This window comes from Polaromonas sp. CG_9.11, assembly GCF_015752225.1.
Classification (GTDB): domain Bacteria; phylum Pseudomonadota; class Gammaproteobacteria; order Burkholderiales; family Burkholderiaceae_C; genus Polaromonas.
The window spans coordinates 120,150-145,329 of sequence record NZ_JADOVE010000010.1 but is presented as its reverse complement, the minus strand read 5'-3'; the positions used below and the strand labels follow the sequence as shown (position 1 = coordinate 145,329).

22 protein-coding genes and 1 pseudogene are annotated in these 25,180 nt (G+C 60.3%); 6 read left to right on the top strand and 17 right to left on the bottom strand.

From position 1 onward, the window contains the following. Nucleotides 1-91: 91 nt before the first annotated feature. The 3 genes and pseudogenes from IWX85_RS10480 to guaB all read right to left on the bottom strand — a co-directional run. A pseudogene (locus IWX85_RS10480) lies at nucleotides 92-316 on the bottom strand (type II 3-dehydroquinate dehydratase); the annotation flags it as partial. A gap of 133 nt (nucleotides 317-449) precedes the next feature. Then, a complete protein-coding gene (guaA, locus tag IWX85_RS10475) occupies nucleotides 450-2,072 on the bottom strand; it encodes a glutamine-hydrolyzing GMP synthase (RefSeq protein WP_196869686.1) in 1,623 nt (540 codons plus the stop codon). Between the two features lie 83 nt (nucleotides 2,073-2,155). Next, nucleotides 2,156-3,625, bottom strand: a complete 1,470-nt coding sequence (gene guaB / locus IWX85_RS10470; protein ID WP_196869685.1) for an IMP dehydrogenase — start codon at nucleotides 3,623-3,625, stop codon at nucleotides 2,156-2,158. Between the two features lie 142 nt (nucleotides 3,626-3,767). On the opposite strand from guaB, the gene IWX85_RS10465 reads away from it, so the two are divergent. Next, complete coding sequence (locus tag IWX85_RS10465; protein WP_196869684.1) at nucleotides 3,768-4,295, top strand: DUF4124 domain-containing protein; 528 nt, start codon at nucleotides 3,768-3,770, stop codon at nucleotides 4,293-4,295. Nucleotides 4,296-4,316: 21 nt separating this feature from the next. Here IWX85_RS10465 and IWX85_RS10460 read toward each other — a convergent pair whose 3' ends face one another. Together IWX85_RS10460 and IWX85_RS10455 are read right to left on the bottom strand one after the other, a co-directional pair. Further along, the gene (locus IWX85_RS10460; RefSeq protein ID WP_036804253.1) at nucleotides 4,317-4,682 is read right to left on the bottom strand and encodes an RnfH family protein; all 366 of its coding nucleotides are present in this window, start codon (nucleotides 4,680-4,682) and stop codon (nucleotides 4,317-4,319) included. Continuing rightward, complete coding sequence (locus tag IWX85_RS10455) at nucleotides 4,669-5,115, bottom strand: type II toxin-antitoxin system RatA family toxin (RefSeq protein WP_036804255.1); 447 nt, start codon at nucleotides 5,113-5,115, stop codon at nucleotides 4,669-4,671. The genes IWX85_RS10460 and IWX85_RS10455 overlap by 14 nt, the downstream gene beginning before the upstream one ends. Before the next feature lie 71 nt (nucleotides 5,116-5,186). Here IWX85_RS10455 and smpB point away from each other — a divergent pair, with 71 nt between their 5' ends. The 3 genes from smpB to IWX85_RS10440 all read left to right on the top strand — a co-directional run bounded on the left by smpB (nucleotide 5,187) and on the right by IWX85_RS10440 (nucleotide 6,553). Continuing rightward, nucleotides 5,187-5,744 (top strand): SsrA-binding protein SmpB, encoded by a 558-nt coding sequence (gene smpB / locus IWX85_RS10450; protein WP_231379675.1) that lies wholly within the window; start codon nucleotides 5,187-5,189, stop codon nucleotides 5,742-5,744. Nucleotides 5,745-5,857: 113 nt separating this feature from the next. After that, entirely contained in the window at nucleotides 5,858-6,058 is a 201-nt protein-coding gene (locus IWX85_RS10445; protein WP_196869683.1) for a hypothetical protein, read from the top strand. A 99-nt stretch (nucleotides 6,059-6,157) separates the two neighbouring features. Continuing rightward, entirely contained in the window at nucleotides 6,158-6,553 is a 396-nt protein-coding gene (locus tag IWX85_RS10440; RefSeq protein WP_196869682.1) for a hypothetical protein, read from the top strand. Between the two features lie 41 nt (nucleotides 6,554-6,594). Here IWX85_RS10440 and IWX85_RS10435 read toward each other — a convergent pair whose 3' ends face one another. From IWX85_RS10435 to IWX85_RS10380, 12 genes are all read right to left on the bottom strand, one after another. Next, nucleotides 6,595-7,728, bottom strand: coding sequence for an enoyl-CoA hydratase/isomerase family protein (locus IWX85_RS10435; RefSeq protein ID WP_196869681.1), 1,134 nt, complete (start codon nucleotides 7,726-7,728; stop codon nucleotides 6,595-6,597). After that, on the bottom strand, nucleotides 7,725-8,600 hold the full coding sequence (locus IWX85_RS10430) for a DMT family transporter (RefSeq protein WP_196869680.1): 876 nt from the start codon (nucleotides 8,598-8,600) through the stop codon (nucleotides 7,725-7,727). The genes IWX85_RS10435 and IWX85_RS10430 overlap by 4 nt, the downstream gene beginning before the upstream one ends. 244 nt (nucleotides 8,601-8,844) lie before the next feature. Further along, nucleotides 8,845-10,668 (bottom strand): translational GTPase TypA, encoded by a 1,824-nt coding sequence (gene typA / locus IWX85_RS10425; RefSeq protein WP_036804258.1) that lies wholly within the window; start codon nucleotides 10,666-10,668, stop codon nucleotides 8,845-8,847. Nucleotides 10,669-10,706: 38 nt separating this feature from the next. Next, nucleotides 10,707-11,747: a tRNA pseudouridine(55) synthase TruB gene (gene truB / locus IWX85_RS10420; protein ID WP_196869679.1), complete on the bottom strand. Its 1,041-nt coding sequence runs from the start codon at nucleotides 11,745-11,747 to the stop codon at nucleotides 10,707-10,709. A gap of 87 nt (nucleotides 11,748-11,834) precedes the next feature. After that, complete coding sequence (gene rbfA / locus IWX85_RS10415) at nucleotides 11,835-12,200, bottom strand: 30S ribosome-binding factor RbfA (protein WP_029524823.1); 366 nt, start codon at nucleotides 12,198-12,200, stop codon at nucleotides 11,835-11,837. Nucleotides 12,201-12,278: 78 nt separating this feature from the next. Then, nucleotides 12,279-15,269, bottom strand: a complete 2,991-nt coding sequence (infB, locus tag IWX85_RS10410) for a translation initiation factor IF-2 (RefSeq protein ID WP_196869678.1) — start codon at nucleotides 15,267-15,269, stop codon at nucleotides 12,279-12,281. A 28-nt stretch (nucleotides 15,270-15,297) separates the two neighbouring features. Then, nucleotides 15,298-16,818: a transcription termination factor NusA gene (nusA, locus tag IWX85_RS10405; protein WP_036804264.1), complete on the bottom strand. Its 1,521-nt coding sequence runs from the start codon at nucleotides 16,816-16,818 to the stop codon at nucleotides 15,298-15,300. Between the two features lie 22 nt (nucleotides 16,819-16,840). Next, nucleotides 16,841-17,449 (bottom strand): ribosome maturation factor RimP, encoded by a 609-nt coding sequence (rimP, locus tag IWX85_RS10400; RefSeq protein ID WP_196869677.1) that lies wholly within the window; start codon nucleotides 17,447-17,449, stop codon nucleotides 16,841-16,843. A gap of 204 nt (nucleotides 17,450-17,653) precedes the next feature. Then, nucleotides 17,654-19,258, bottom strand: a complete 1,605-nt coding sequence (locus IWX85_RS10395) for an ABC transporter ATP-binding protein (protein WP_196869676.1) — start codon at nucleotides 19,256-19,258, stop codon at nucleotides 17,654-17,656. Further along, nucleotides 19,255-20,364 carry an ABC transporter permease gene (locus IWX85_RS10390; RefSeq protein WP_081932310.1) on the bottom strand — a complete coding sequence of 370 codons (1,110 nt, stop codon included), beginning with the start codon at nucleotides 20,362-20,364 and terminating at the stop codon, nucleotides 19,255-19,257. The genes IWX85_RS10395 and IWX85_RS10390 overlap by 4 nt, the downstream gene beginning before the upstream one ends. Before the next feature lie 3 nt (nucleotides 20,365-20,367). After that, on the bottom strand, nucleotides 20,368-21,402 hold the full coding sequence (locus tag IWX85_RS10385; protein WP_196869675.1) for a microcin C ABC transporter permease YejB: 1,035 nt from the start codon (nucleotides 21,400-21,402) through the stop codon (nucleotides 20,368-20,370). A 15-nt stretch (nucleotides 21,403-21,417) separates the two neighbouring features. Next, on the bottom strand, nucleotides 21,418-23,244 hold the full coding sequence (locus tag IWX85_RS10380) for an extracellular solute-binding protein (RefSeq protein ID WP_196869674.1): 1,827 nt from the start codon (nucleotides 23,242-23,244) through the stop codon (nucleotides 21,418-21,420). 109 nt (nucleotides 23,245-23,353) lie between these two features. On the opposite strand from IWX85_RS10380, the gene fabI reads away from it, so the two are divergent. Together fabI and IWX85_RS10370 are read left to right on the top strand one after the other, a co-directional pair. Then, nucleotides 23,354-24,151 carry an enoyl-ACP reductase FabI gene (fabI, locus tag IWX85_RS10375; RefSeq protein WP_196869673.1) on the top strand — a complete coding sequence of 266 codons (798 nt, stop codon included), beginning with the start codon at nucleotides 23,354-23,356 and terminating at the stop codon, nucleotides 24,149-24,151. A 106-nt stretch (nucleotides 24,152-24,257) separates the two neighbouring features. Next, the gene (locus IWX85_RS10370; protein WP_370584259.1) at nucleotides 24,258-25,124 is read left to right on the top strand and encodes a DNA ligase; all 867 of its coding nucleotides are present in this window, start codon (nucleotides 24,258-24,260) and stop codon (nucleotides 25,122-25,124) included. Nucleotides 25,125-25,180: the final 56 nt, after the last annotated feature.

Below are 25,180 nucleotides of genomic sequence, written 5' to 3'. Positions count from 1 at the left end.
CTGCAACTCGGCTCTTTCCTGCTCTGACAAGGTGACTTTGTAATGTTCCATTCCCCATTGTCCACGTCAAATTTCTCATGACGCGACACTAGGCGCCTGCGTTGATCAACACTGCGCCCAAGCCGTCAGCGTAGCCTTGGTGAATGCGCTCGCACATCGCGCCTTCGCTCTTGGTCTGAAAGGCCTCGATCGTGGCGCCGAGTTCCTGAGCCAGGGTGCTAAGGCCGGCATTGATTTCATCCAGCGTGATGGTGCCGAACTGCTTGGGGTCGAGCTTATCGTCACGGCTTAGCGGGCCATCCACCCTCTTCGACAGCCCTGTCGCCGTTACCGCACCAAACGTGCTCAGAAAATAGTCAGCGCGCAACTCCGGTTCGGAATTTTTCATTCCGGTACCCCTGAAATCTTTAGACTATCAAAATCTTCTGCGCTGCGTAAAGTCCGTTAAATTATTCCCACTCGATGGTTGCAGGCGGCTTGCTGCTGACATCGTAAGTGACGCGATTGATGCCGCGCACTTCATTGATGATGCGGCCGGAAACCTTTTTGAGCAGTGGATAGGGCAGCTCGGCCCAGTCGGCCGTCATGAAGTCGCTGGTTTGCACGGCGCGCAGTGCCACCACATACTCATACGTACGCCCATCTCCCATCACACCGACGCTTTTCACTGGCAAAAATACCGTGAAGGCCTGGCTGGTGAGGTCGTACCACGTCTTGCCGGTTTCCGCATCCTTGAAATTTCGCAACTCTTCGATGAAGATGGCGTCGGCACGCCGCAGCAGATCGGCATAGTTCTTCTTGACTTCACCCAGGATACGCACGCCCAGCCCCGGCCCCGGGAAGGGATGGCGATACACCATGTCGTGCGGCAGGCCCAGAGCCACGCCCAGCTCGCGCACCTCGTCCTTGAACAGTTCACGCAGCGGTTCAAGCAGCTTCAGGCCCAACTGCTCGGGCAGACCACCGACGTTGTGATGGCTCTTAATGGTGACGGCTTTCTTGCTCTTGGCGCCTCCCGACTCGATCACGTCCGGGTAAATGGTTCCCTGGGCCAGCCATTTCGCACCCTTGTAGGCGCCGTCCAGCCCCGCCTTGAGCCGGGCGGCTTCTGCCTTGAACACCTCTACAAACTCACGTCCGATGATCTTTCGTTTGGCTTCAGGGTCGCTGACGCCGGCAAGGTGGCCCAGGAACTGGTCGGCGGCATCGACGCGAATCACCTTGGCATGTAGCTTGCCTACAAACATCTCCATCACCATATCACCCTCGTTCTGCCGCAGCAGGCCGTGGTCGACAAACACGCAGGTGAGCTGGTCGCCGATGGCACGGTGAATCAGCGCAGCAGCCACCGAGGAATCGACGCCGCCCGACAAGCCCAGAATGACCTCCTCATCGCCGACCTGCTGGCGGATTTTTTCGACCGCCTCGGCGATGTAGTCGCCCATGACCCAGTCAGGACGGGTACCGCAAACGTCCAGCACAAAGCGGTTGAGGATGGCGGCGCCCTGCTTGGTGTGCGTGACTTCAGGATGAAACTGCAGACCGTAAAAATGCCTTTCCTCGTCCGCGATGCCGGCAATCGGGCAACTGGAGGTAGAGGCCATGAGCTTGAAGCCTGGCGGCATTTCAGTCACCTTGTCGCCATGGCTCATCCAGACCGTGAGCATGCCCTGCCCTTCAGGCGTGGTGAAGTCCGCGATGTCCTTGAGCAAAGCCGTGTGGCCGCGCGCCCGGACATCGGCATGTCCGAATTCGCGTTTGTGGCCGCCCTCGACCTTGCCGCCCAGCTGATGCGCCATGGCCTGCATGCCGTAGCAGATGCCCAGCACCGGAATACCCAGCCCAAACACCGACTGCGGTGCCTTGTCGGTAGCTTCTTCATAAATGCTGGCGTGGCTGCCCGACAAGATGATGCCCTTGAGGTTGCCGTCCTTGGCATAATCGCGAAGCCAGTCGTCGGTCACATCGCAGGGATGGACTTCGCAGAAAACATGGGCTTCGCGGACCCGGCGTGCGATCAGTTGGGTGACCTGTGAGCCAAAATCGAGAATGAGAATTTTTTGGTGCTGCATGAAAAACGCCTCGGGCGAAAAGTTCAGTCAAAAAAAGAAAAAGGGCGTCTGCCTCCAGACGCCCAGCATGCGTGGAACAAGCTTCAGTCAGCGCGGTAGTTCGGCGCTTCCTTGGTGATCTGCACGTCATGCACATGACTTTCGCGGATGCCTGCGGAAGTGATCTCGACAAACTCGGAGTGGTTGTGCATTTGCTCGATCGTGGCGCAGCCGCAGTAGCCCATGCTGGCGCGCAATCCACCGGCCATCTGGTAAATGATGGCGACCATCGAGCCTTTGTAAGGAACGCGGCCTTCGATGCCCTCGGGCACCAGCTTGTCGGCATTCGGGTTGCCGGTGCTGGACTCCTGGAAGTAACGGTCGGCGCTACCCTGCTGCATGGCGCCAATGCTGCCCATGCCGCGGTAGCTCTTGTAGCTTCTTCCCTGGAACAGGATGACTTCGCCGGGCGCCTCTTCGGTGCCGGCAAACATGCCCCCCATCATGACCGTGCCAGCGCCAGCCGCGATGGCCTTGGCAATGTCGCCGCTGTAGCGAATGCCGCCGTCGGCAATCAGGGGAACGCCGGAGCCGCGCAAGGCGGTCGCGACGCTGTCGATGGCCATGATCTGCGGCACGCCAACGCCCGCGACGATGCGGGTGGTGCAGATGCTGCCCGGACCAATGCCAACCTTGACCGCATCCGCGCCAGCCTCGACCAGCGCCAGTGCAGCCGCACCAGTGGCAATGTTGCCACCGATCACGTCAATATGCGGATAGTTCTGCTTGACCCAGCGTACCCGGTCAATCACGCCTTTGCTGTGGCCGTGCGCGGTGTCCACGACGATGGCGTCGACGCCGGCACGGACCAGTGCCTCGACACGCTCCTCGGTCCCCTCGCCCACGCCGACAGCCGCACCCACGCGCAGCTTGCCATGCAGGTCGCGGGCGGCATTCGGAAAGGTAGTCTGCTTGGTGATGTCCTTGACAGTGATCAGGCCCTTGAGCTCGAACTCGTCATTGATCAGCAGTACGCGCTCCAGGCGGTGCTTGTTCAGCAGCGCCTTGGCGTCGGCCAGCGTGGCCGTGTCGGGCATGGTGATCAGGCGAGCGCGCGGCGTCATGATGGTGCTGACCGGCACATCCATGCGCGACTCGAAGCGCATGTCGCGCCCGGTCACGATGCCGACCACCTTGCCACCATCAATCACCGGAAAGCCGGAAATGCCGAGTTGTTCACTCAGTGCCATCACCTGCCGCACCGTGTGCGTCGGGGTGATGACAACCGGGTCGCGCAATACGCCACTTTCGTAGCGCTTGACGCGGGAGACCTCAGCCGCCTGCTGCTGGGGTGTGAGGTTTTTGTGAACTATGCCGATGCCCCCCTCCTGCGCAATGGCAATGGCCAGCCGCGCTTCGGTGACCGTGTCCATGGCGGCCGAAACAAGCGGCAGATTCAGGCGGATATTGCGGGAGAACTGGGTGGAAAGCAGGGCGTCCTTGGGAAGGACCTGGGAGAACGCTGGCACCAACAATACGTCGTCGAAGGTGAGCGCTTTGCCGAGTAGGCGCATAGAGAAAGCTCCAAAAACTCGATTGTACCTTTGCCCTCGGTGCGCGACGTACCGACCCTCGCCCTCCACGCTTGCGAGTCCTTAGGGTTCAGCATCGCCAGCAAACGCGCAAGGCCTTGAGACACAAGGATACACTTTCACCATGGACTTCAAATTTCTGACACGAACCGTGGTTCTGGCCATGATTGGTAGCGTTGTGATGGTTTCCGCACATGCCCAATGGCAATGGCTAGACAATGACGGCCGAAAGGTATTCAGCGATCGGCCGCCACCGCCACACATTCCGCAGAAAAGCATCCTGAAGGAGCCTGGATTCAAGGCGCCCCGTCCTTTTCAGGGAGTGGCTTCCGGTACGCCAGTTCCAGCGGCATCAGCGCCTGCTGCCAATGCCAGCATGCCCAAGCTTTCGGGCAGGGATGCAGAACTAGAAGCCCGAAAAAAACAGGCTGAGGCCCTGGAAGAAAGTAAAAAGCAGGCTGAGGCGGAAAAGCTTGCCAGCGCCAGAGCCGACAACTGCGAACGCGCAAAGAAAGGCCAAGCCACGCTAAAGTCCGGCGTACGCATTGCGATCACCAATGCAAAGGGAGAACGCGAATTCATGGAGGATGGCGCCCGGTCGGTGGAAACCAAGCGCCTGCAAAGCATTGCCGATAGCGACTGCTCCAAGTAAGGTGCTTGCCCCCTTGTCGATTCAGTAACCGGCTTTTGCGCCAGGCCGTTTGTGGGTGAACAACCCCGCGCTTTTAGCCCCCTGACGGTCAAAACGCTCGCGCCTGGCGGTTTTTGGATCGACACGCAACCCCCGGTAAATCTCTATCCGGTCCTTGTCTGCCAGTAGATGATCGAGCCGAATTTTTCGTCCCCAGATGCCCGCCAGCAGCTTGTTTTCCGCAAGCGCCGGAAATTCTTTGAAGATGCCGCAAGCCGCAAGCGCTTGAATTACGCTTGCGCCCGGCTCAAGCTCAAGCATCCACTCCCTGACCTGTCGGGAGACAGGTGAATAAACCAGCGTGATGTTCAGGCGCAAGCCCTCTTTGGGTGGCTCAGGCGTCGCCATAGACATGCGATGCCCGCTTGACGAAGGCATCCACCAGGTTGCCTGCGATCTTGTCAAACACCGGTCCGACCAGCGCTGCCAGTGTTGCGTTGTCAAAGGCATAGCTCAGGGTGAACTCGACCTTGCAGGCGCGCTGGCTTCCATCGCCCAGAGGCAGGAAGCTCCAGTCTCCTTCCAGCCTGGAAAAAGGTCCTTTAATCAGTTTGAGGCTGACCTTCTGGTCGGGCTCATGCCGGTTGCGGGTGGTGAAGCTCTGGCGTATGCCGGCAATGGAAATCCCGACCTTGGCCACCATGCCCTGAGCCGTTTCCTCTTCCACCGAAGCGCGGTCGCACCAGGGTAAAAACTGCGGATAGCTGGCAACATCGGTCACCAGCGCAAACATTTCAGCGGGGCTGTACCAGATAAGAACGGACTTGTGAACGGTTTTCATACAATCTAAGGCTGGGGGCAATTGTATGAGCCACAAGTGCTGCTTCGCCCCTCTGCTCCACTATCTTAGCCATGGTCACCAAAGAAGCACATTCCTCCAAAAAACCAGCCGCAGCCTCTTCAGGCAAACCGGCGGGCAAACCCGCAGCCAATCTCTCACCCAAAGCAGCCGCCGCGGCCGTGCGCATTGCCGACAACAAGAAGGCCACGTTCAATTACCACATTGAAGAACGGTTTGAAGCCGGCATGGTGCTGGAAGGCTGGGAAGTCAAGTCGGTGCGCGAAGGCAAGGTACAACTCACTGACGGCTATGTGGTGATCAGGGGTGGCGAGTTGTTCATCATTGGCTGCCAGATCAACCCGCTGGGCACAGCCTCCACCCATATCCGGCCCGACTCGGTACGTACCAAGAAGCTCTTGATGCACAAGGAAGAGATTCGCCGCCTGATTGGCAAAACCGAGCAGAAGGGTTTCACGCTGGTTCCGCTGAACATGCACTGGAAGGCAGGCAAGGTGAAGTGCGAGATCGGCCTGGCCAAGGGCAAGGCGGAGCATGACAAGCGCGACACCATCAAGGACCGTGAAGGAAAGCGCGAGGTGGACCGGGCCATGAAGTCGAGAAACCGCTAAAGGCACAACGCAAAGGCGCCAGAAAAATAGTTTTTCGAGATGGAATAAACAAACCATGAAAAGTGTTTATCCGGGTACAGCCACTTGCTGCGCAACACCATCGGAGAAACTTCATGAAAATGTTGTCCATTGCCTTTCTGAGCGCCGCATTGCTGGGCGGATGTGCCACCATGGCAGCCAGCAGCCCCGCCACCGTCGCCGATGGCGTGCTCGACGGTCCCAACGGCATGACGCTGTACATATTCGACAAGGATGCCCTAACAACGGGAAATCGGTTTGCAACGACCCCTGCGCCACCAATTGGCCACTCTTGACGGCTGTCGATACAGCCCAGGGCGCCGGCGACTCCCAGGCCTTCGTGCGTCAGGCTTCGGTGGCCTATGCGGTGTTTTCGCCTGAAGTCCGCCATCCCGGTGGAAGTCACCGCCGCGCAGCAGGAGCACCTGATGCAGTGGCTGTCCAAACGCTTCGGCAAACCCCTGAAGATTCCTGTATTGGTCGCGCAACGTTATGAACTGGTGGGCGGCGGGCTGCTGCCCGGCGATGACGGCGCCCGCGCCCAGTTCATGCTCCAGAATCCGGCAGGTTCACGCGTGACGCCCTACCTAGGCGCACTCGATGACGACCCGCTGCCACATTCATCCGCAGCGCCCAAAACAGATGTTGGGCAAACCGCTTTCCGCTACAGCGCAGAAGGTGCGGAAGGAGCCTTTTACTGGGTCGATCAGGGTTTTGGCTATGCGCTGAGCGGTGCGGTGCCACGTGAGGAATGGATACGGCTGGCGCAACTTGTTTACCAGCAGTGTTGAATCGCTTTCGCAGGAATCCGCTGGCAGCAATGCCTGAAAGCCTACAAGCCCCGCAGCGGATGCGCCTCGGCAGCCCATGGGCTGGCGAAAAACGCATCGGCCATGCCGGGCTTCACGTCCTCGATGCGCGCAGGCTTCCATTGCGGCTGGTAGTCCTTGTCCACCGCCAACGCGCGAATTCCCTCAACGGTTTCGCTTTGCAGACCGGAACGCAAGTGAAAGCACTGATGCACCATGTCGCGCTCCATGCGAAGGACATCGGCCAGCGTCATGTTGCGGGCGCGGCGAATCTGCTCCAGCGTCACATGCAGCATCAGCGGGGAGCGCTTGCGCAGCACCCCGGCCATCCGGGTCGCCCATCGGTCGTCCTTGGATTTTTCAAGCGCATCGACGATGTGCTTGACCCGCAACAATGAGAAAAATGCATCAATCTGGTCTGTTGCGCAGGCGGGGCGGTCACTGTCAGCTATGAATTTTGATGCAACCCATTGATCGGCTGCTGCCGCCGAAGCAAGCGACACCGTGCCCAGTTCTGTCCACAGCGCCGGCAAGTCAGCCGCGTCCAGTCTGACATCGGCCAGTCCATAGCCGATGGCCTCGTCGGCACCAATGACTTCTCCGGTCAACGCCAGGTATTCACCCACATGGCCCGGGCAGCGGCTCAGGAAATAGCCGCCGCCCACGTCGGGAAACAGGCCGATATTCGTCTCGGGCATGGCCATTTTGGTGCGCTCGGTGACGATGCGTACCCGCGCGCCCTGGCTAAGGCCCATGCCGCCGCCCATCACCACGCCGTCCAGGAAAGCTATGTAGGGCTTGGAATAAGTCTGGATCAGATGGTTGAGCTGGTATTCCTCGGTGAAGAACTCGTCCAGCGCGGCATCGCCAGCCAGCGCCGCCTGGTGAAAAAACCGGATATCCCCGCCGGCACAAAAACCACCGAACAGGCTGTCAGGCGTTCCGGGGCGGCCCAGCTTATTGGTACCGCGAATCGCCACCAGCCGCACGCCCGGATCGTCCTGCCAAGCGTGCAGAATGCCAAGCAGGTCGCGCACCATGGGCAGCGACAGGGCATTGAGCGCCTTGGGCCGGTTCAGCGTGATCAGCCCGGCATTGCCCCGGCGCTCGGCCAGCACGTCGCCGGCCGCATCGATTTTGTTGATTTCTGTTGTCATGCTCTCTGTCTCCATCCAATCACTTCATTCACCACCAGCGCGCCAATCACCAGCGAACCGCCGGTCAGCACGCTGGAACCCGGCACCTCGCCGGCGCCCATCCAGGCCAGCAGGATGCCAAAAATCACTTCCAGCAAGGCCAGCAGGGCCACCTCGGGCGCCTTGAGCACGCCGGCGCACCGCACCGCCAGCACGCACGGAATCGCCAGCTGGAACAGGCCGAGTAGCGCCAGCAGGCCGATGTCGAGCGGCGGCGCAGAAAAGGGAAACGCCAGCGGCAAGGTCGCCAGCGACGACAGCACCGCCCCGATCAGCACGGCAGGCACCAGGTCGATCTTCTGGGCATGGGCACCGCCATGCTGTACCACCGTCCAGTTGCAGGCCCCCGCCAGCGGCACCATCAGCGCCACCAGCGTGCCGGCCAGCTGGCTGCCCAGGTCCATCTGACCGGCATACATCCAGGCAATGCCGGCGCTGGCCAGCGCAATCGCCACCCAGGTCCGCGCCGGAATCCTGTAGCCGATAAAGACACTCGCCATCAGGGCCGTGATGAATGGGCCAAGCGCCATCGTCACCAGTACATTGGCAACAGTGGTCAGCGTCAGCGCTACCATGAAGGCCGTGAACATCACGCTCCAGCAGACGCCGGACAGCCACAGTGCCTTGCCGCCATGACGGATTTTCATGAAAACCGCCCGCCCCTGGAAAAAAGGCAGGATCACCAGCAGCGACGCCAGCGTGAAAAAGCTGCGCCAGAAGGTCACTTCAAAGCTGCGAGCGGCCTCCAGCTGCCGCGTCACCACGCCGGCGGTGGACCACATCAAGGTCACCAACACCATCACAGCCACCGCCCGGGAATACGTCAACTTCATCAAAAACCCTGTAGCCAGGTTAAAAAAAAGGCCGCTGGCGATTGGTGCGCGAGCGGCCCGGTTTCCAATTGCTCCACGCTGCTACCAGCCATGGCCGCCTGCAAACACCAGCCAGCCACATGCAGCGGCAAGCGTGAAGTCCGATTTCCCCAGCAGGGGCCGCGACACCGGCTTCGCCGGGCCGCAGGCGCAGCGCCCCCTCGGGGGGCAGCGCAGCACACGAAGTGGCAAGCGTGGGGGCTTCTTACCTACCGGAGCGCTTGCGCTCGCTTTCGGTCAGGTAGCGTTTGCGCAGGCGAATCGACTTGGGCGTGATTTCGACCAGTTCGTCGTCCTCGATGAACTCGACGCCGTATTCAAGCGTGCATTCGATCGGCGGCGTGATCTTGATCGCGTCTTCCTTACCGGACACGCGGAAGTTGGTCAACTGCTTGGTGCGCGTGGCGTTGACCACCAGGTCGTTGTCACGGCTGTGGATGCCGACGATCATGCCTTCATACACCGGGTCGTTGGCGCGCACGAACATGCGGCCCCGGTCATCGAGCTTGCCCAGCGCGTAGGTAAAGATTTCACCGGCGTCCATGGAAATCAGCACGCCGTTCTTGCGCCCGCCGATATCGCCCTTGTGGGGCTCGTAGCAGTCGAAAATATTGGCAATCAATCCGGAGCCGCGCGTCAAGTTCAGGAATTCGTTGGTGAAACCGATCAGGCCACGCGCCGGAATACGATACTCAAGGCGCACACGGCCACGGCCGTCCGGGTCCATGTTGACCAGCTCGCCCTTGCGTTCGCCCAATGCCTGCATCACGCCGCCCTGGTGTTGCTCTTCGATGTCGGCAGTTACCAGCTCGATCGGCTCATGCTTTTCACCGTTCACGTCCTTCATCACGACGCGCGGCTTGGACACGGCCATCTCAAAACCTTCGCGGCGCATGTTTTCCAGCAAAATGGTCAGGTGCAGTTCACCCCGGCCCATGACTTCGAAAATGCCTTCTTCGTCGGTTTCCTTGACGCGCAATGCCACGTTGTGCTGCAGTTCCTTTTGCAGGCGGTCCCAAATCTGGCGGCTGGTGACGTACTTGCCTTCTCGGCCAGCCAGCGGGCTGGTGTTGACGCAGAAGTTCATGGTCAGCGTCGGCTCATCAACCTTGAGCATGGGCAACGGCATGGGAGTGACGGGGTCGGTGATGGTCACACCAATGCCGATGTCGGTCAGGCCGTTGATCAGCACGATTTCGCCGGGGCCGGCTTCAGTCGCCTGCACACGCTCCAAACCCTGGAAGGTTAGAACTTGGTTGACGCGGCCCTTGACGGGCTTGCCGTCCGGGCCTTCCATCACGACCACGTCCATCATCGGCCGGATCGTGCCCTGGCTGATCCGGCCCACGCCGATGCGCCCGACGAAGGTTGAAAAGTCGAGCGCCGAAATCTGCAGCTGCAGCGGTGCGTCAGGATCGCCCTTTTGGGCAGGCACGTGCTTGAGCACGGTGTTGAACAAAGCCGACATGTCGGGGCCCCACTGCTCACCCTGCTCACCCTCTTCCAGTGAAGACCAGCCATTGATGCCCGAGGCATAGACCACTGGAAAATCGAGCTGTTCATCGGTGGCACCGAGCTTGTCGAACAAGTCGAACGTGGCATTGATCACCTTGTCGGGATTGGCGCCTGGCTTGTCCACCTTGTTGACCACCACGATAGGCTTGAGGCCCAGGGCCAGCGCCTTCTTGGTCACGAAGCGGGTCTGGGGCATCGGCCCTTCCTGCGCATCGATCAACAGCACGACGCCGTCAACCATGGACAGCGCGCGCTCGACTTCGCCGCCGAAGTCGGCGTGGCCCGGGGTATCGACGATGTTGATGTGCGTGCCTTCCCAGGTCACGGCGCAGTTCTTGGCCAGGATGGTGATGCCACGCTCTTTTTCAATGGCGTTGTTGTCCATCACGGTATCGACGACCTTTTCATGGTCGGCAAAGGTGCCGGACTGGCGCAGCAACTGGTCGACCATGGTGGTCTTGCCATGGTCAACGTGGGCGATGATGGCGATGTTACGGATCTGTTTATGACTCATGGTGGACTTTCTGGGAACTTGAAAATGGGACTTGGGAATTAATGTTGAAAAGAGCCGGCTTCCATGGGGTCGGAGGCTGCGGCCAAGGAAACTGGCGTTAAAACTTCGGTAGTGCGCCGGGACGATTGCAGGATGTCCTGAACTTCAATCGGGCTCAGCAAACGCTGGGGGATCAATTCGTCGGCGCAAATATGGGCTGAACCCAGAAATGCAGCAGGCTCGCTGCCATAAACCTGCACCAGCGACGCATCGGCGCCCCACTGTCCCCGGCGACGCAAACCACTTAAGAAACGTCCGGCATTATCGGCGTCCAGCGTGACAGACGGGTAATCCGCTACCAACGACTGCGGGGGCAACAAACAGGCATCGCGTTCGGCTTCGGTCATCGCTTCCAGCGCTGCCAGCGTCACGCATTGCGCAGCCACAAAACCGCCGGTCTCGATACGGCGCAGCGAACCCAGGTGCGCGCCGCAGCCCAGGGCTTCGCCGATGTCTTCGCCGAGCGTGCGAATATACGTTCCCTTGCTGCAGTTCACTATTATTTTAATAGCTGCTTGCGCCCGTGGATCATGCGCGAGGGCCATATTTAGCTTAAAAATCGTGATGTGGCGCGCTTCCCGCTCGACCTCAATGCCCTTGCGGGCATATTCATACAGCGCCTTGCCGTCTTTCTTCAGGGCTGAATACATCGGCGGCACCTGCGCCAGCGGACCCGTGAAGCGCCGGGTGATCGATTCCAGCAGATCAGGCGTGATTTCGGGCACTGGGCGGGTTTCAATCACTTCGCCTTCGGCATCGGCCGTGGTGGTCTTCTGGCCCAGCAGCAGCACGGCTTCATAGGTCTTGTCCGCCTCAAGCTGCAGCTGGCTGAACTTCGTGGCCGCGCCAAAGCACAGCGGCAGCACGCCGGTGGCCAGCGGGTCGAGCGTTCCGGTGTGGCCGGCTTTTTCAGCACGCAGAAGCCATTTGGCCTTTTGCAGCGCCTGGTTGCTCGACAGGCCCAGCGGCTTGTCGAGCAGCAGCACGCCGTGGACGGGACGTCGCTGGATTTTCTGGCGGAAGGAAGTTGTTGGCGTCATAAGCTTTGACAGGCTCGGCGCGCGGGCTGGCCCGAACGCTCGGTGGCACCGTTGCCCCCGAACCTGTCAAAGGGGAACGGCGCAAAGTTAGTCCTGGGCGCGAGAAGAAACCGCCTTGGCAATCAAGGCGTTCAGATCGGCCGCACGTTCGGTCGTCTGGTCGAAATGGAAATGCAGCGTTGGCACGGTGTGGGTCATCAAGCGCTTGAACAGGCCGTTGCGCAGGAAGCCTGCCGCCTGGTTGAGCGCGATTTCGCACTCTTTCGGGTCGCCGACCAGCACGCTGAAATAAATCTTGGCATGGGCATAGTCAGGCGTGACCTCGACCGACTGGACCGTCACCATGCCGACGCGCGGGTCCTTCAACTCGCGCGCGATCAGTTCCGTCAGATCACGCTGGATCTGGTCGGCCACGCGAAAGCTGCGGTTGGGAGTAGATGATTTTTTACGCATGTATTGGGAATCTGAAGTTGCAGTCCTTGTTTCGAGCAGGCCATTCGACAGCTTTAGGGCTAGCGAATGGCCATACGCTTACAAAGTCCGGGCCACTTCCTTGATTTCGAAGAACTCGAGAATGTCACCGACTTCGATGTCGTTGTAGTTCTTCAGGTTCAAGCCGCACTCGAATCCTTCCTTGACTTCCTTCGCATCGTCCTTGAAACGCTTGAGCGAGTCGAGTTCACCAGTGAAGATGACCACGTTCTGGCGCAGCAGGCGCAACTTGGCGGTGCGGCGGACCACACCGGCGGTGACCATACAGCCGGCAATCGAGCCGATCTTGCTGACCTTGAAGATGTTGCGAATCTCGGCATTGCCGATGATTTCTTCCTTCTTGTCGGGCGTGAGCATGCCGGACATGGCAGCCTTGAGTTCGTCCACCGCGTCATAAATGATCTGGTAGTAACGAATGTCAATGCCGTTGTTCTCGGCCTGTTTGCGCGCCTGGGCATCGGCCCGGGTGTTGAACCCGATCAGCACGGCCTTCGAAGCGATTGCCAGATTCACGTCGGATTCGGAAATACCGCCAACGCCCGAGTACACCAGCTGGACCTTCACTTCGTCGGTAGACAGCTTGAGCAGCGACTGGGCCAGCGCTTCCTGCGAACCCTGAACATCGGCCTTGATGATGATAGGCAGGAGCTTGACTTCGCCGGCGTTGATATCGGCAAACATGTTCTCCAGCTTGGACGCCTGTTGCTTGGCCAGCTTGGTGTTACGGAACTTGCCTGCGCGGTAAGTGGCGATTTCGCGGACACGGCGTTCGTCGGTCATGACCATGAAGTCGTCGCCTGCTTGAGGGACTTCCGTCAGGCCCTGGATTTCGACCGGAATCGAAGGGCCTGCGGACTTGATCGGCTTGCCGTTTTCGTCGAGCATGGCGCGCACACGGCCATAGGTCGAACCCGCCAGCACCACGTCTCCCGCCTTCAGCGTACCGGACTGGACCAGCACGGTGGCAACCGGGCCACGGCCCTTGTCGAGGCGCGCTTCGATCACCAAGCCCTTGGCCAGGGAATCGACCGACGCCTTGAGTTCAAGCACTTCGGCCTGCAGCAGCACCTGCTCCAGCAGGTTGTCGATGCCGGCGCCAGTGTGGGCCGAGACTGGCACGAACGGCGAGTCACCGCCAAATTCTTCGGGCACCACGCCTTCGGTGACCAGTTCACCCTTGACGCGTTCCAGGTTGATGCCGGGCTTGTCGATCTTGTTGATTGCCACGACGATCGGAACGCCAGCGGCACGGGCGTGCTTGATGGCTTCCTTGGTCTGCGGCATCACGCCGTCGTCTGCAGCAACCACCAAGATCACGATGTCGGTGGCCTGCGCACCACGGGCACGCATGGCGGTGAACGCCTCGTGGCCCGGGGTGTCGAGGAAGGACACCATGCCGCGCGGGGTTTGCACATGGTAGGCGCCAATGTGCTGGGTGATGCCGCCGGCTTCACCGGATGCCACCTTGGCGCGCCGGATGTAGTCGAGCAGCGAAGTCTTGCCATGGTCAACGTGACCCATGACGGTGACCACCGGTGCGCGCGGCAGTGCCTCGGCCTGCTGACCCTGCACGTCGTCATCGGTGAAGGCTTCTGGATCGTCCAGTGCGGCAGTGAGTGCCTTGTGGCCCATCTCTTCCACCACGATCATGGCGGTGTCCTGGTCCAGCGGCTGGTTGATGGTGACCATCTGGCCCAGCTTCATCAAATGCTTGATGACCTCGGACGACTTCACGCTCATCTTGTGCGCCAGTTCACCCACGGTGATGGTTTCGGGCACATGGACCTCGATCACCTTGAATTCGGTCGGCGCAACGAAGTTCGATTCCGGACGCACGTCGCGTCCACCGCTGCGACGGCCACGCGGGCCAGGACGGAAATTGCCGCGACCCGGCACCACCGGAGCGCCACGACTCGGAATGCCTTTTTTCTTGGCCGCGTCATCTTTCCAGGTCGAAGACAGGTTCTCGGACTTGACTTCCTTTTTGCCAGCGGCGCCTGCAACAGCGGGTGCACCTGCGGCACCCGTAGCCGCAGGCTTGGCTGCGCCCGGGGCAACAACCGGCTTGTGCAGCGTCCCCTTCATCGCCACCTTGGGATCGACATGCGGAACCAGGACGCGCTTGGGGGCAGACAGCATGGCGCGAATACCAGCGGCTTCTGCCTCGGCCTTGCGGCGGCGCTCCTGCAGGTCCACGGCCTTGGCCGCGTCCGCCTGAAATTCAGCGGTGGCTTTGGCCTTGGCGGCTGCCTGGAGGGTTGCGGCTTCAGCGGTCTTGGCGCTTGCAGCCTGGGCAGCCTTGCTGATTTTTTCTGCTGCGGCAGTGTCCACGATCTTTTGTGCTTCCACGGTAACAGTTGCGGCAACCGGGGCAACGGGTGCGGGCTTGAATATTTTGCCAATGGTGGGCTTGGGCTTTTTTGCAGCTTCGGCATCGGCAGCGGCTTGGGCAGCGGCTTGCGCTTGGGCCTGCCGGGCCTGCGCCTCGGCTTGTGCTTTCTGTGCAGCGGCTTCGCGCTCTTGTTCGCGAGCCGCTTCCTGCGCGGCTTGCTCGTCGCGCAAACGGCGTTTTTCCGTCAGCTCCTTTTCCTGCAGGCGGAGCAAATCAGCATTCCGGTTCGCCTCGTCTTCACGCCGAACCAATTCGGCGTCTGCTGCAGACTGAACCTGCGAAGCAGCCGCAGCGGCACCCGGTTGTGCGTCTTCAATCGCCAGATCCGTTTCATCTTCACGTCTGATGAATGTGCGCTTCTTGATGGTCTGAACAGGGATAGTGCGGGCTTTGCCAGTGGAGTCAGCCTGCTTGATTTCCGAAGTGGACTTCTTCATCAAGGTGATCTTTTTTCGATCGGCCGCGACTGTGCCATGGCTGGCATGCAGATAGCCGAGCAGCTTTTGCTTGTCGGATTCCGACAAGGGGTCGCTGGCCTGCGATTTTGCAACACCTGCGCTGGTCAATTGCTCGATCAAGGTAGCGGGAGATTTATTCAATTCGGCTGCGAATTCAGCGACGGTAGTAATACTAGACATATTTGGTTTTCCTGACTGGCCTCCATGATCATTGCTCTTGGGCTGCTGCGGGTGCAGCAGCGTCGCCAGCGTCATTGGCAAACCAATGGGCGCGTGCAGTCATGATCAGGGCTTTGGCCTCGTCCGCAGACTGGCCGGTTATATCGGTAAGCTCATCCACGGCCAGATCGGCCAAGTCGTCGCGGGTGGCAACACCCGCTTCGGTCAATGTGGCAATCAGCTCGGGCGTCAAGCCTTCGACGTCGCGCAAATTCTGCGAAACACCGCCGACATTTTCTTCCTGGGCGATTTCCATCGTCAGCAGTGCATCTTTGGCGCGCGTGCGCAACTCGTTGACGGTGTCTTCGTCGAACGACTCGATTTCCAGCATTTCCTGCAGCGGCACATAAGCCACTTCCTCCAGGCTGGTGAAGCCTTCAGAAATCAGGATGTCGGCGATTTCTTCGTCGACATCGAGCTTGGCCATGAACAACTTGCGGCTGCTGTCGGTTTCGCTGGCCTGCTTCTGGGCCGACTCATTGGCATCCATGATGTTGATCTTCCAGCCGGTCAGCTCGGACGCCAGGCGCACGTTCTGGCCGCCACGGCCAATCGCGATGGCGAGGTTTTCCTCATCCACCACCACATCCATGGCATGGCGCTCTTCATCAACCACGATCGACGACACGTTGGCAGGCGCCAGCGCACCAATCACGAACTGGGCCGGGTCTTCGCTCCACAGCACGATGTCCACGCGTTCGCCAGCCAGCTCGTTGGTCACGCCGTTGACGCGGGTGCCGCGAACGCCGACACAGGTGCCGATCGGATCGACGCGCTTGTCATGCGAGAGCACGGCGATCTTCGCGCGGGAACCTGGGTCACGGGCGCAGGTCTTGATTTCCAGCAGGCCCTGTTCGATTTCAGGCACTTCCTGACGGAACAGCTCGATCATGTATTCGGGCGACGTCCGCGACAAGATGATGGGCGCGCCACGCAGCGTGGTGTCGACTTCCATGATCATGGCGCGCACACGATCGCCGGTGCGCAGGTTTTCCTTCGGAATCATGTCGCTGCGGCGCAACCGGCCTTCAACGCGGCCGGACTCAACGATCAGGTCGCCCTTGTCCATGCGCTTGACCGTGCCGACAAAAATCTTGTCGCCACGCGACATGAAGTCGTTGAGCAGCATTTCGCGCTCGGCATCGCGGATTTTCTGCAAAATGACCTGCTTGGCTGCCTGCGCGCCAATCCGGCCGATGGGCAGGCTTTCCACCGGCTTTTCAATGTAATCGCCCTCTTCGATGTCGGCGATTTCGTCGCGCGCATCGGTCACCAGTTCTTCGGCTTCGGGATTTTGCAGGCCGGCCTCGTCGGCGACCACCAGCCATCGGCGGAAGGTTTCGTAATTGCCGCTGTCGCGGTCCACCACCACACGGATGTCCACGCCGTCGGCATAAACTTTCTTGGTCGCCGATGCGAGCGCAAGCTCGACAGCGCCGAATACAACGTCGCGCTCAACGTTTTTTTCACGCGAGATGGCATCAACCAGCATCAACAGTTCGCGATTCATTTCACAGGCCTGCCTTTCTAAATTATGTTTCTATGGATGTATCGGCAACAGATTTGGGTCTGCGGCCCTTGAAATCAACCACGGGCGCCAAACGTGCCTGTTGGATTTCATCCAGTGTGAACGCCAGCGCCTGGAGAGGCGCAGGAATTCGATTCTTGCCAACCTTCTGCCCAGGCTTGACAGCAGGCTCGTCACTCCAGACGATTTGCCATCCCATCTGAGTGCCGACAGGCTCGGCCCGTTCCAGCGCTCCGCGGAATTTCTTGCGGCTGGCCGAAACGGTAGAACCGGCACTCGCAGCCACGCCAATCGGCGCCTTGAGGATGATGTCAATCAACTCACCCACAAACCGCTCAAAATCTTTTTCATTGCGCAGGGGCCGGTCGATGCCGGGGGAACTGACTTCCAGGCGCGAATACTCGGCACCTTCGACTTCGAGCACGAACTGCAGCTGGCGTGTCACCTTTTCGCAGTCTTCAGCATTGATAAACTGCACGGCATCGGCCGGCGTTCCGGCAAGGTAAGGCATGTCCATCGTGACACGCAGCAAGCCGCCACTGGTTCGCTCGATCTCTACCAGTTCGTAGCCCAGCCCCGTTACCGTTTGCTCAATCGTCTCTTGCAAAGCCATTCAGTCTTTCGTTCCTTCTAGCGATTCGCCAACCGTTTATTTGCCCGGTGCAAAAAACAAACGCCCAAAAAAAATGGGCGGTAAAAACCCGCCCATTTGGTCGTGTGAAGCGCGTATTCTAGCGTACAGGACGCCGTAACGCAACAATTTTTCTACAGGTTTGGCCTTCATGGCCCAGAAAATTCAACCCATCGAGGCAAGGATTCAGCCCTGTGCCACCAGAATTTTCGTGTGAGGATGCTGCGGCCTGTCCATCACAGACTGCACAGGGCCCGATTCGACGATTTCGCCGTCTTTCATCACCATCACCTCATGGGCCATGGCACGAATCACTTCGATGTCGTGTGTGATCAGCAGGTAGCTCAGGCCGCGCTCCCGCTGAAGCCGCTGCAATAGCCCGAGCACCTGCTTTTGAATCGTCACATCGAGCGCACTTGTCGGCTCATCAAGCACCAGCAGGCCTGGATTGACGATCAGCACCCGGGCAATGGCCAGCCGCTGGCGCTGCCCACCCGAGAATTCATGCGGATAGCGCCGCAGCAGCCCTGGAAACTGCGCCTCGCCCATGCCCACATCGGCCAGCGATTGTTCGACGCGCGCTCTTCTTTCAAGCTGACTCAACAATGGCTCGTGCACCAGCAGACCTTCTTCCACAATCGCCTCGACCGTCATGCGCGGCGACAGCGAGGAAAACGGGTCCTGGAACACCACCTGGACCACCTTGCGAATGGCCTTGTTGCCGGCGGCCTGCCGGCTCCACGACTGCCCGGCCGCCTGCAGTTGTCCGGAAAATTTCAACAGCCCCAGGCAGGCCAGCGCCAGCGTGGACTTGCCGGAGCCCGACTCACCCACAATCCCCAGGGTCCTGCCAGGTGGAATGCTGAAGCAGGCATCCTTGACCGCGACAAACTCGCCACTTTTTAACCAGCCTCGAATGCCTGGAACGGCCACAGGATAGGAGACACGCAACTGGCTGGCCCGCATGACCGGCAGGCGTTGCACGGCTTGCGGTCGGGCTTCATCGACATCGCGCACGGGTTTGCTGTCAATCAGCTTGCGGGTGTAGGCATGCTGCGGCCGGGCAAACACGTCGGCGACCTTGCCCTGCTCGACGATATGACCGTTTTCCATGACCGCCACCCGGTCGGCAAAGCGTCGCACCAGGTTCAGGTCGTGGGTGATCAGCAGCACGGCCATGCCGTTTCTCCGCTGCAAATCCCCGAGCAGTTCCAGGATCTGGCCACGCAGCGTGACATCCAGCGCCGTGGTTGGCTCATCAGCCAGCAGCAGCCTGGGATGGCAGGCCAGCGCCATGGCAATCATGGCGCGCTGGCGCTGGCCACCGGACAACTGATGCGGAAATGAGCGGGCCCGCCGCTCAGGCTCGGGAATACCCGTGCTTGCTAGCAGTTCCATAGCAGCCTGTGCAGATGCAGCCTGCGCAACACCATTTTTTAGCTGCAAAACTTCGGCAATTTGCTCGCCCACGGTGAACAGCGGGTTCAATGCCGTCATCGGTTCCTGGAAAATCATGGCGATATCCCGGCCGCGAATTCCCAGCAGCGCCCGCTCGGGCATGGACAACAAGTCGCCCTGGCCACCGGGCGCTTCGAACAGCGCCTGCCCGCTGACCGCTGCATCCTGAACCAGCCGAAGCAGGCTCAGCGCCGTTACCGTCTTGCCCGATCCCGACTCGCCGACCAGCGCCAGCTTTTCGCCAGGCGCGATGGAAAAGTCGATGCCACGCACCACCTCCTTGCCGGCAAACGACACGCGCAACCCCTTGACTTGCAGCAGCGGCAGGCTCATCGGTCAGCCTTTCGAGGGTCCAAGGCATCGCGCAATGCGTCGCCCATGAAGGTCAGCAACAGCAAGGTAAAGACCAGCACGGCAAAGGTCGACAGCGAAATCCACCAGGCGTCGATATTGGCCTTGCCCTGGCTCAGCAGTTCGCCCAGCGAAGGCGTTCCAGGCGGTACGCCCAAGCCCAGGAAGTCCAGCGAGGTCAGTGCCAGAATGGCCGCGCTCATGCGAAACGGCAGGAAAGTCACCACGGGCGTCAGGCTGTTAGGCAGAATGTGCCGCCACATGATCTGCAGATTGCTCACGCCCAGCGCCCTGGCCGCCCGCACATAGTCCATCTGGCGGTTGCGCAGGAACTCGGCGCGCACGTAGTCCGACAGCCCCATCCAGCCAAACAGGCTGAGCAGCACCAGCAGCAGGAGCACGCTGGGCGCAAAGATGGCGCTGAAAATGATCAGCAGGTAAAGCTCGGGCATCGAGCCCCAGATTTCAATGAAGCGCTGGCCGACCAGGTCGGTCTTGCCGCCTGCATAGCCTTGAATGGCGCCTGCCATCACGCCCATCACCACGCCGATGAACGTCAGCGCCAGACCGAACAGCACGCTCAGGCGAAAACCGTAGATCAGCTGCGCCAGCAAATCGCGCCCCCGGTCGTCAGTGCCAAAGAGGTTGTCACGCGACGGCGCCGAAGGATTCGGATCCTTGGCGAAATAGTTGATGGTGCGCGGCCCATAAGGATTCGGTGGATAGACCGCCCAGTTGCTGCCCTGCGTCAACTTGCTCTTGATAAACGGGTCGAGGTAGTCGGCCGGGGTGTCGAAGTCACCGTCAAAGGTTTTTTCCGAATAGTCCTTGACGAGTGGAAAATACAGCGAGCCTTTGTAGCGCATCACCAGAGGCTTGTCATTCGACAACACCTCGGCAAACACACTGAGCGCGACCAGCAGGCAAAACAGCAGCATGCTCCAGTAGCCGAGCCGGTTGCGCCGAAAGCGCTGCCAGGCTCGGCGCGACGGCGACACAGAAGGTGGAGAAGCCAGGACGGGACGCCCGCTTGCCTTTAAAACCTCTTCAGGAAGCGAGGCCGGCATGGAAATATTGTTGGCGTTCATAACTTAATCGAACTTCACGCGCGGATCGACCCACACGTAACACAGGTCGCTGACCAACTTGGTCACCAGGCCAATCAGGGTGAACAGGTAAAGCGTTCCCAGCACCACCGGGTAGTCCCGCCGGATGACGCTTTCGTAGCTGAGCAGGCCCAGGCCATCGAGCGAGAACAAGGTTTCGATCAGCAGCGATCCGGTGAAGAACGCGCCGATGAAAGCCGCTGGAAAACCGGTGACGATAGGAATCAGGGCATTGCGAAACACATGCTTCCACAGCACCTGGCGTTCACTCAGCCCCTTGGCCCTGGCCGTCAGCACATACTGCTTGCGGATTTCCTCCAGGAACGAATTCTTGGTCAGCACCGCTGTCACTGCAAAGCTGCCCAGCACCATGGCCGTGACCGGCAGCGTAATGTGCCACAGGTAATCCGTGATACGGGCGCCCCAGCTGAGGGTTTCCCAATTGGCCGAGGTCAGCCCGCGCAAGGGAAACCACTGCAGCTGCCCGCCAAACACCACCAGCAGCGCCACGCCCAGCACGAAGCCCGGAATCGCATAACCGACCAGCACCACCAGCGTGGTCGCGAAGTCGAAGCGGCTGCCTGCCCTGACCGCCTTGGCCACGCCCAGTGGAACGGCAATCAAATAGCTCAGGAAAAACGTCCACAGCCCCAGGCTGACCGACACCGGCAGCTTTTCCTTGACCAGTTGCCAGACATCCTTGTGCTGGTAAAAGCTGTTGCCCAGGTCAAACCGGGCGAAGCGACCCAGCATCTGGACAAAGCGCTCAAGCACCGGCTTGTCGAATCCATACAGCGCCTTGATCTCCTCAATGCGCTCGGCGTCGACGCCTTGCCGGCCGCGGTAGCCGGCCCCTGTACTGGCAGCGCGTTCGCCGCCCGAATCACGGCCCTGAAGCTGCGCAACCATCTGCTCGACCGGCCCGCCGGGCACGAACTGAACCATGGCAAAGGTCAGCAGCAGCACGCCGAACAGGGTCGGAATCATCAGCAGCAGGCGCTTGAGGATATAGCTGGCCATGGGCAGTTGTACTTTCTACTTGTTCGACGCAGACGCCCACCAGGTGCTCATGGCCCAGGTGTCAGGCTGGTAATACGGTGGAATGGTCGGCGGCAGCACAAAGGGACGCGGCCTGTAGCCAATCAGAAAGGCATCGCCGTAGTACTGCGGAACCGAATAGTAGCCATGCGTCAGCACACGGTCCAGCGCCCGCATCGCGGCCCCCAGTTGAGGACGCGTCTTGGCCGTCACGACCTTTTGCAGCAGTGCATCGACCGCCGGATCGGCAATGCCCCAGACATTGGAAGACCCGGGCGTCAAGGCTGCCTTCGAGCCAAACAGTTCCAGCAGTTCTCCACCCGGCGCGGTGGTGCCGGGCAGGCGCAGCGTGCTGATCTCGAAATCGAACGCATCCATCTTCTGCTTGCCCAGCGAGAAATCGACGATGCGGTAGGTCATGGTGATGCCGAGCTTTTCCAGCGCCTTCTGGAATGGCCCGACGATACGCACCAGCGAGGGTTGATCATTCAAAAACTCGATGGTGAAGGCTTCACCCTGTGCATTGCGCAGCGCGCCATCACGGTAGGTCCAGCCTGCCTCGCGCAGCAGCGCCTGCGCTTGGCGAAGGTTTTCCCTCAGGCTGCCGGGTGGCGTGGTCGTCGGCGAGACCGGCGCCAAGCCGAAGACCCCGGGTTTGAGTTGGGTCCGCAAGGGCTCCAGCAAGGCCAGTTCATCAGGTTTGGGCAGGCCCTCGGCATGAAACTCGCTGTTGGGAAAGTAGCCGTTGACGCGCTTGTACAGGCCATAGAACAGTTGCCGGTTCATCCACTCGAAATCCATCGCCAGGCCAATGGCGCGCCGCACCCGCACATCCTGGAACTTGGGGTTTCGCAGGTTGAAAACATAGCCCTGGAAATCGCCGGGGTTGCGGTTTTCAAAGGCGCGCTTGACCAGTTCACCTGACGCGAAAGCCTTGCCGGTGTACTGCCGTGCCCAGTTGCGCGAGATGAATTCGCGCAGGAAATCAAATTCGCCAGCCTTCAGCCCCTCGAAGCGCGAGGTTTCGTCAAGGTAGATCTTGAAGCTGATGCGGTCAAAGTTGAACTGGCCCTTGCGGCTGGGCAGGTCGGCGCCCCAGTAGGCCGGGTCGCGCACATAGGTGATGTCGCGTCCCATGGCGGGGTTGGCGATTTTGTACGGTCCCGAGCCGATGGGAATCTCGGACACGATCTTGTCGAAAGGCTTGGCCTGGCCGCCCGACTGCCCCCAGTCGCGGCTGAACACCGGCATACCGCCCACCACCAGCGGCAACTCAGGGTTGGGCGTCAGGAAATCAAACCGCACCACCCGCTCTGACACCACGGTGACGCCCCTGACTTCCGCATAAATCGTGCGGTACTGCGGCGCGGCCAGCTTGCTGGTGAGCTGGGTGAATGAATGCAGCACATCGGCCGCCAGCACCGGCGCGCCGTTGTGAAAGCGCGCCTTGTCATTCAGGCGGAATGTCGCCGAGAGTTTGTCGGGCGCGACCACTACGTCATCGGCCAGCAGTCCGTAGGCCGTGGTCGGCTCCTCGGAATTGCCCGTCAGCAGGCTTTCAATCAGCAAGATTCCCAGCCCATACGGTGCAGTCCCGCGCAGGGTAAACGGGTTGAACTTGTCGAAATTGGTCGGCCGCGTCGGCGGCACCATGCGGATTTCGCCTGCCTTGGGCGCTAACGGGTTCACATAATCGAAATGCGTAAAACCCGCCGGATACTTGACGTCGCCAAACTGGGCATAGGCATGGGCAGCCCAGCTTTGCGGCGCAAGGCACAGCACGCAAACGGCCAGCCAAGCGCGTAAAAAAATCAAATCCTGCATGCGACAATTCTGCACTACTTAATTCGGCCGAATTTTTGCAGCTGCGCAGACGCGTAATGCCAGCCTGCGCAATCTCGTGGCCGAATCACACACACACTGGAGCATAAAAATGGGTTTTCTCGCTGGCAAAAAATTGTTGATCACGGGGGTGCTGTCCACACGGTCTATTGCCTACGGCATCGCCAAGGCCTGTCACGCACAGGGCGCAGAACTGGCCTTCAGCTACGTGGGCGAGCGGTTCAAGGATCGCATCACCGAATTCGCAGCCGATTTCGACTCCACCCTGATCTTTGACTGCGATGTCGGCTCCGATGAGCAGATCGAAAAGCTGTTTGCCGACCTGACCAAAACCTGGCCGACCTTTGACGGCTTTGTCCACAGCATCGGGTATGCGCCACGCGAGGCAATTGCCGGCGACTTCCTTGACGGCCTGTCGCGCGAGAACTTCCGCATCGCCCACGACATCAGCGCCTACAGCTTTCCGGCCATGACCAAGGCTGCCCTGCCCTACCTGAATCCGAAGTCGGCCGTGCTGACCCTGACGTACCTGGGCGCGGACCGCATCATTCCGCATTACAACACCATGGGTCTGGCCAAAGCCAGTCTGGAAGCGTCGGTGCGTTACCTGGCCGAATCGCTCGGCCCCCGGGACATGCGCGTCAACGGCCTGAGCGCTGGCCCGATCAAGACCCTGGCTGCCAGCGGCATCAAGGACTTTGGCAAGCTGCTGGGCATGGTGGCGGCGGCCTCGCCGCTGCGCCGAAATGTCACGATCGACGATGTGGGCAATGTGGCCGCATTCCTGCTGAGCGATCTGGCGTCAGGCATGACCGCCGAGATCACCTATGTAGACTGCGGCTTCAACGCCACGGCGGGCGCCAGCCGCGACAGCGAGTCGGTGGCCTGAATTTATATAAAACAGGCCTTTTGCGCAGGTCCCGCCTGCGCTTACAGCTATTTAATACATAGCACACATCAAACGGTTCATGATGCAGCGGCGTTTTCTTTTGTCCATGGTCAGTTTGGCCCTTGCAGCGTCGCTGCTGCCAGCAGCGGCGCCTGCCCAGGCCTCCCTGCCTTCATCAGCGCATTCACCGGCGCCGTCATTGATGCTGGCCAATGTGTACCGCGACGGCACCATCCTGGCCGATTACTGGGTCAGTGAAAAATACGACGGTGTGCGTGGCTACTGGGACGGCCAAGCCTTCTGGACACGTGGCGGCGAGCGCATTGCGGCCCCTGCCTGGTTCACGGCTGGTTGGCCGAAAGAGCCCATGGATGGCGAACTCTGGGCGGGGCACGGGCAGTTTGCCAAAGCCGTTTCCACCGCACGCCAGCAAACGCCCTCTGATGCTGCCTGGCGCACGCTGCGTTTCATGGTGTTTGACCTGCCCGCGCAGGGCGGCACGTTCACCGAGCGGATTCCGGCTTTGCACGGCGTGGTCAGCCGTATTGACCAGCTCTGGGTGCAAGCGGTTGCACAGTCCAAAGTGGCCAGCCCGCAAGCCCTGCGCGTCCTGCTGACCAGAACGGTCAAAAATGGCGGCGAAGGCCTGATGCTGCACCGCGGCGCCTCCCTGTATAAGGGGCTGCGCAGCGACGACCTGCTCAAGCTCAAAACCCACGAAGACAGCGAAGCACAAGTCGTGGCACACCTTCCAGGCCGAGGCAAACATGCCGGCAGGCTGGGCGCGCTGCTGGTGGAAATTCCGGCAGCAGGCGACAAGCCCGCGCAGCGCTTCAAGCTGGGCACCGGATTGAGCGATGCCCAGCGGCAAAACCCGCCCGCCATCGGTGCACGCGTCACCTACCGTTTTCGGGGACTCAATGACAGCGGTATTCCGCGCTTTGCCAGCTTCATGCGGGTGCGTGAAGATTGAGGAAAACCGGCGCGCAACAAAAAGGCCGGTGCCATCGCTGGACCGACCTTTCCCCC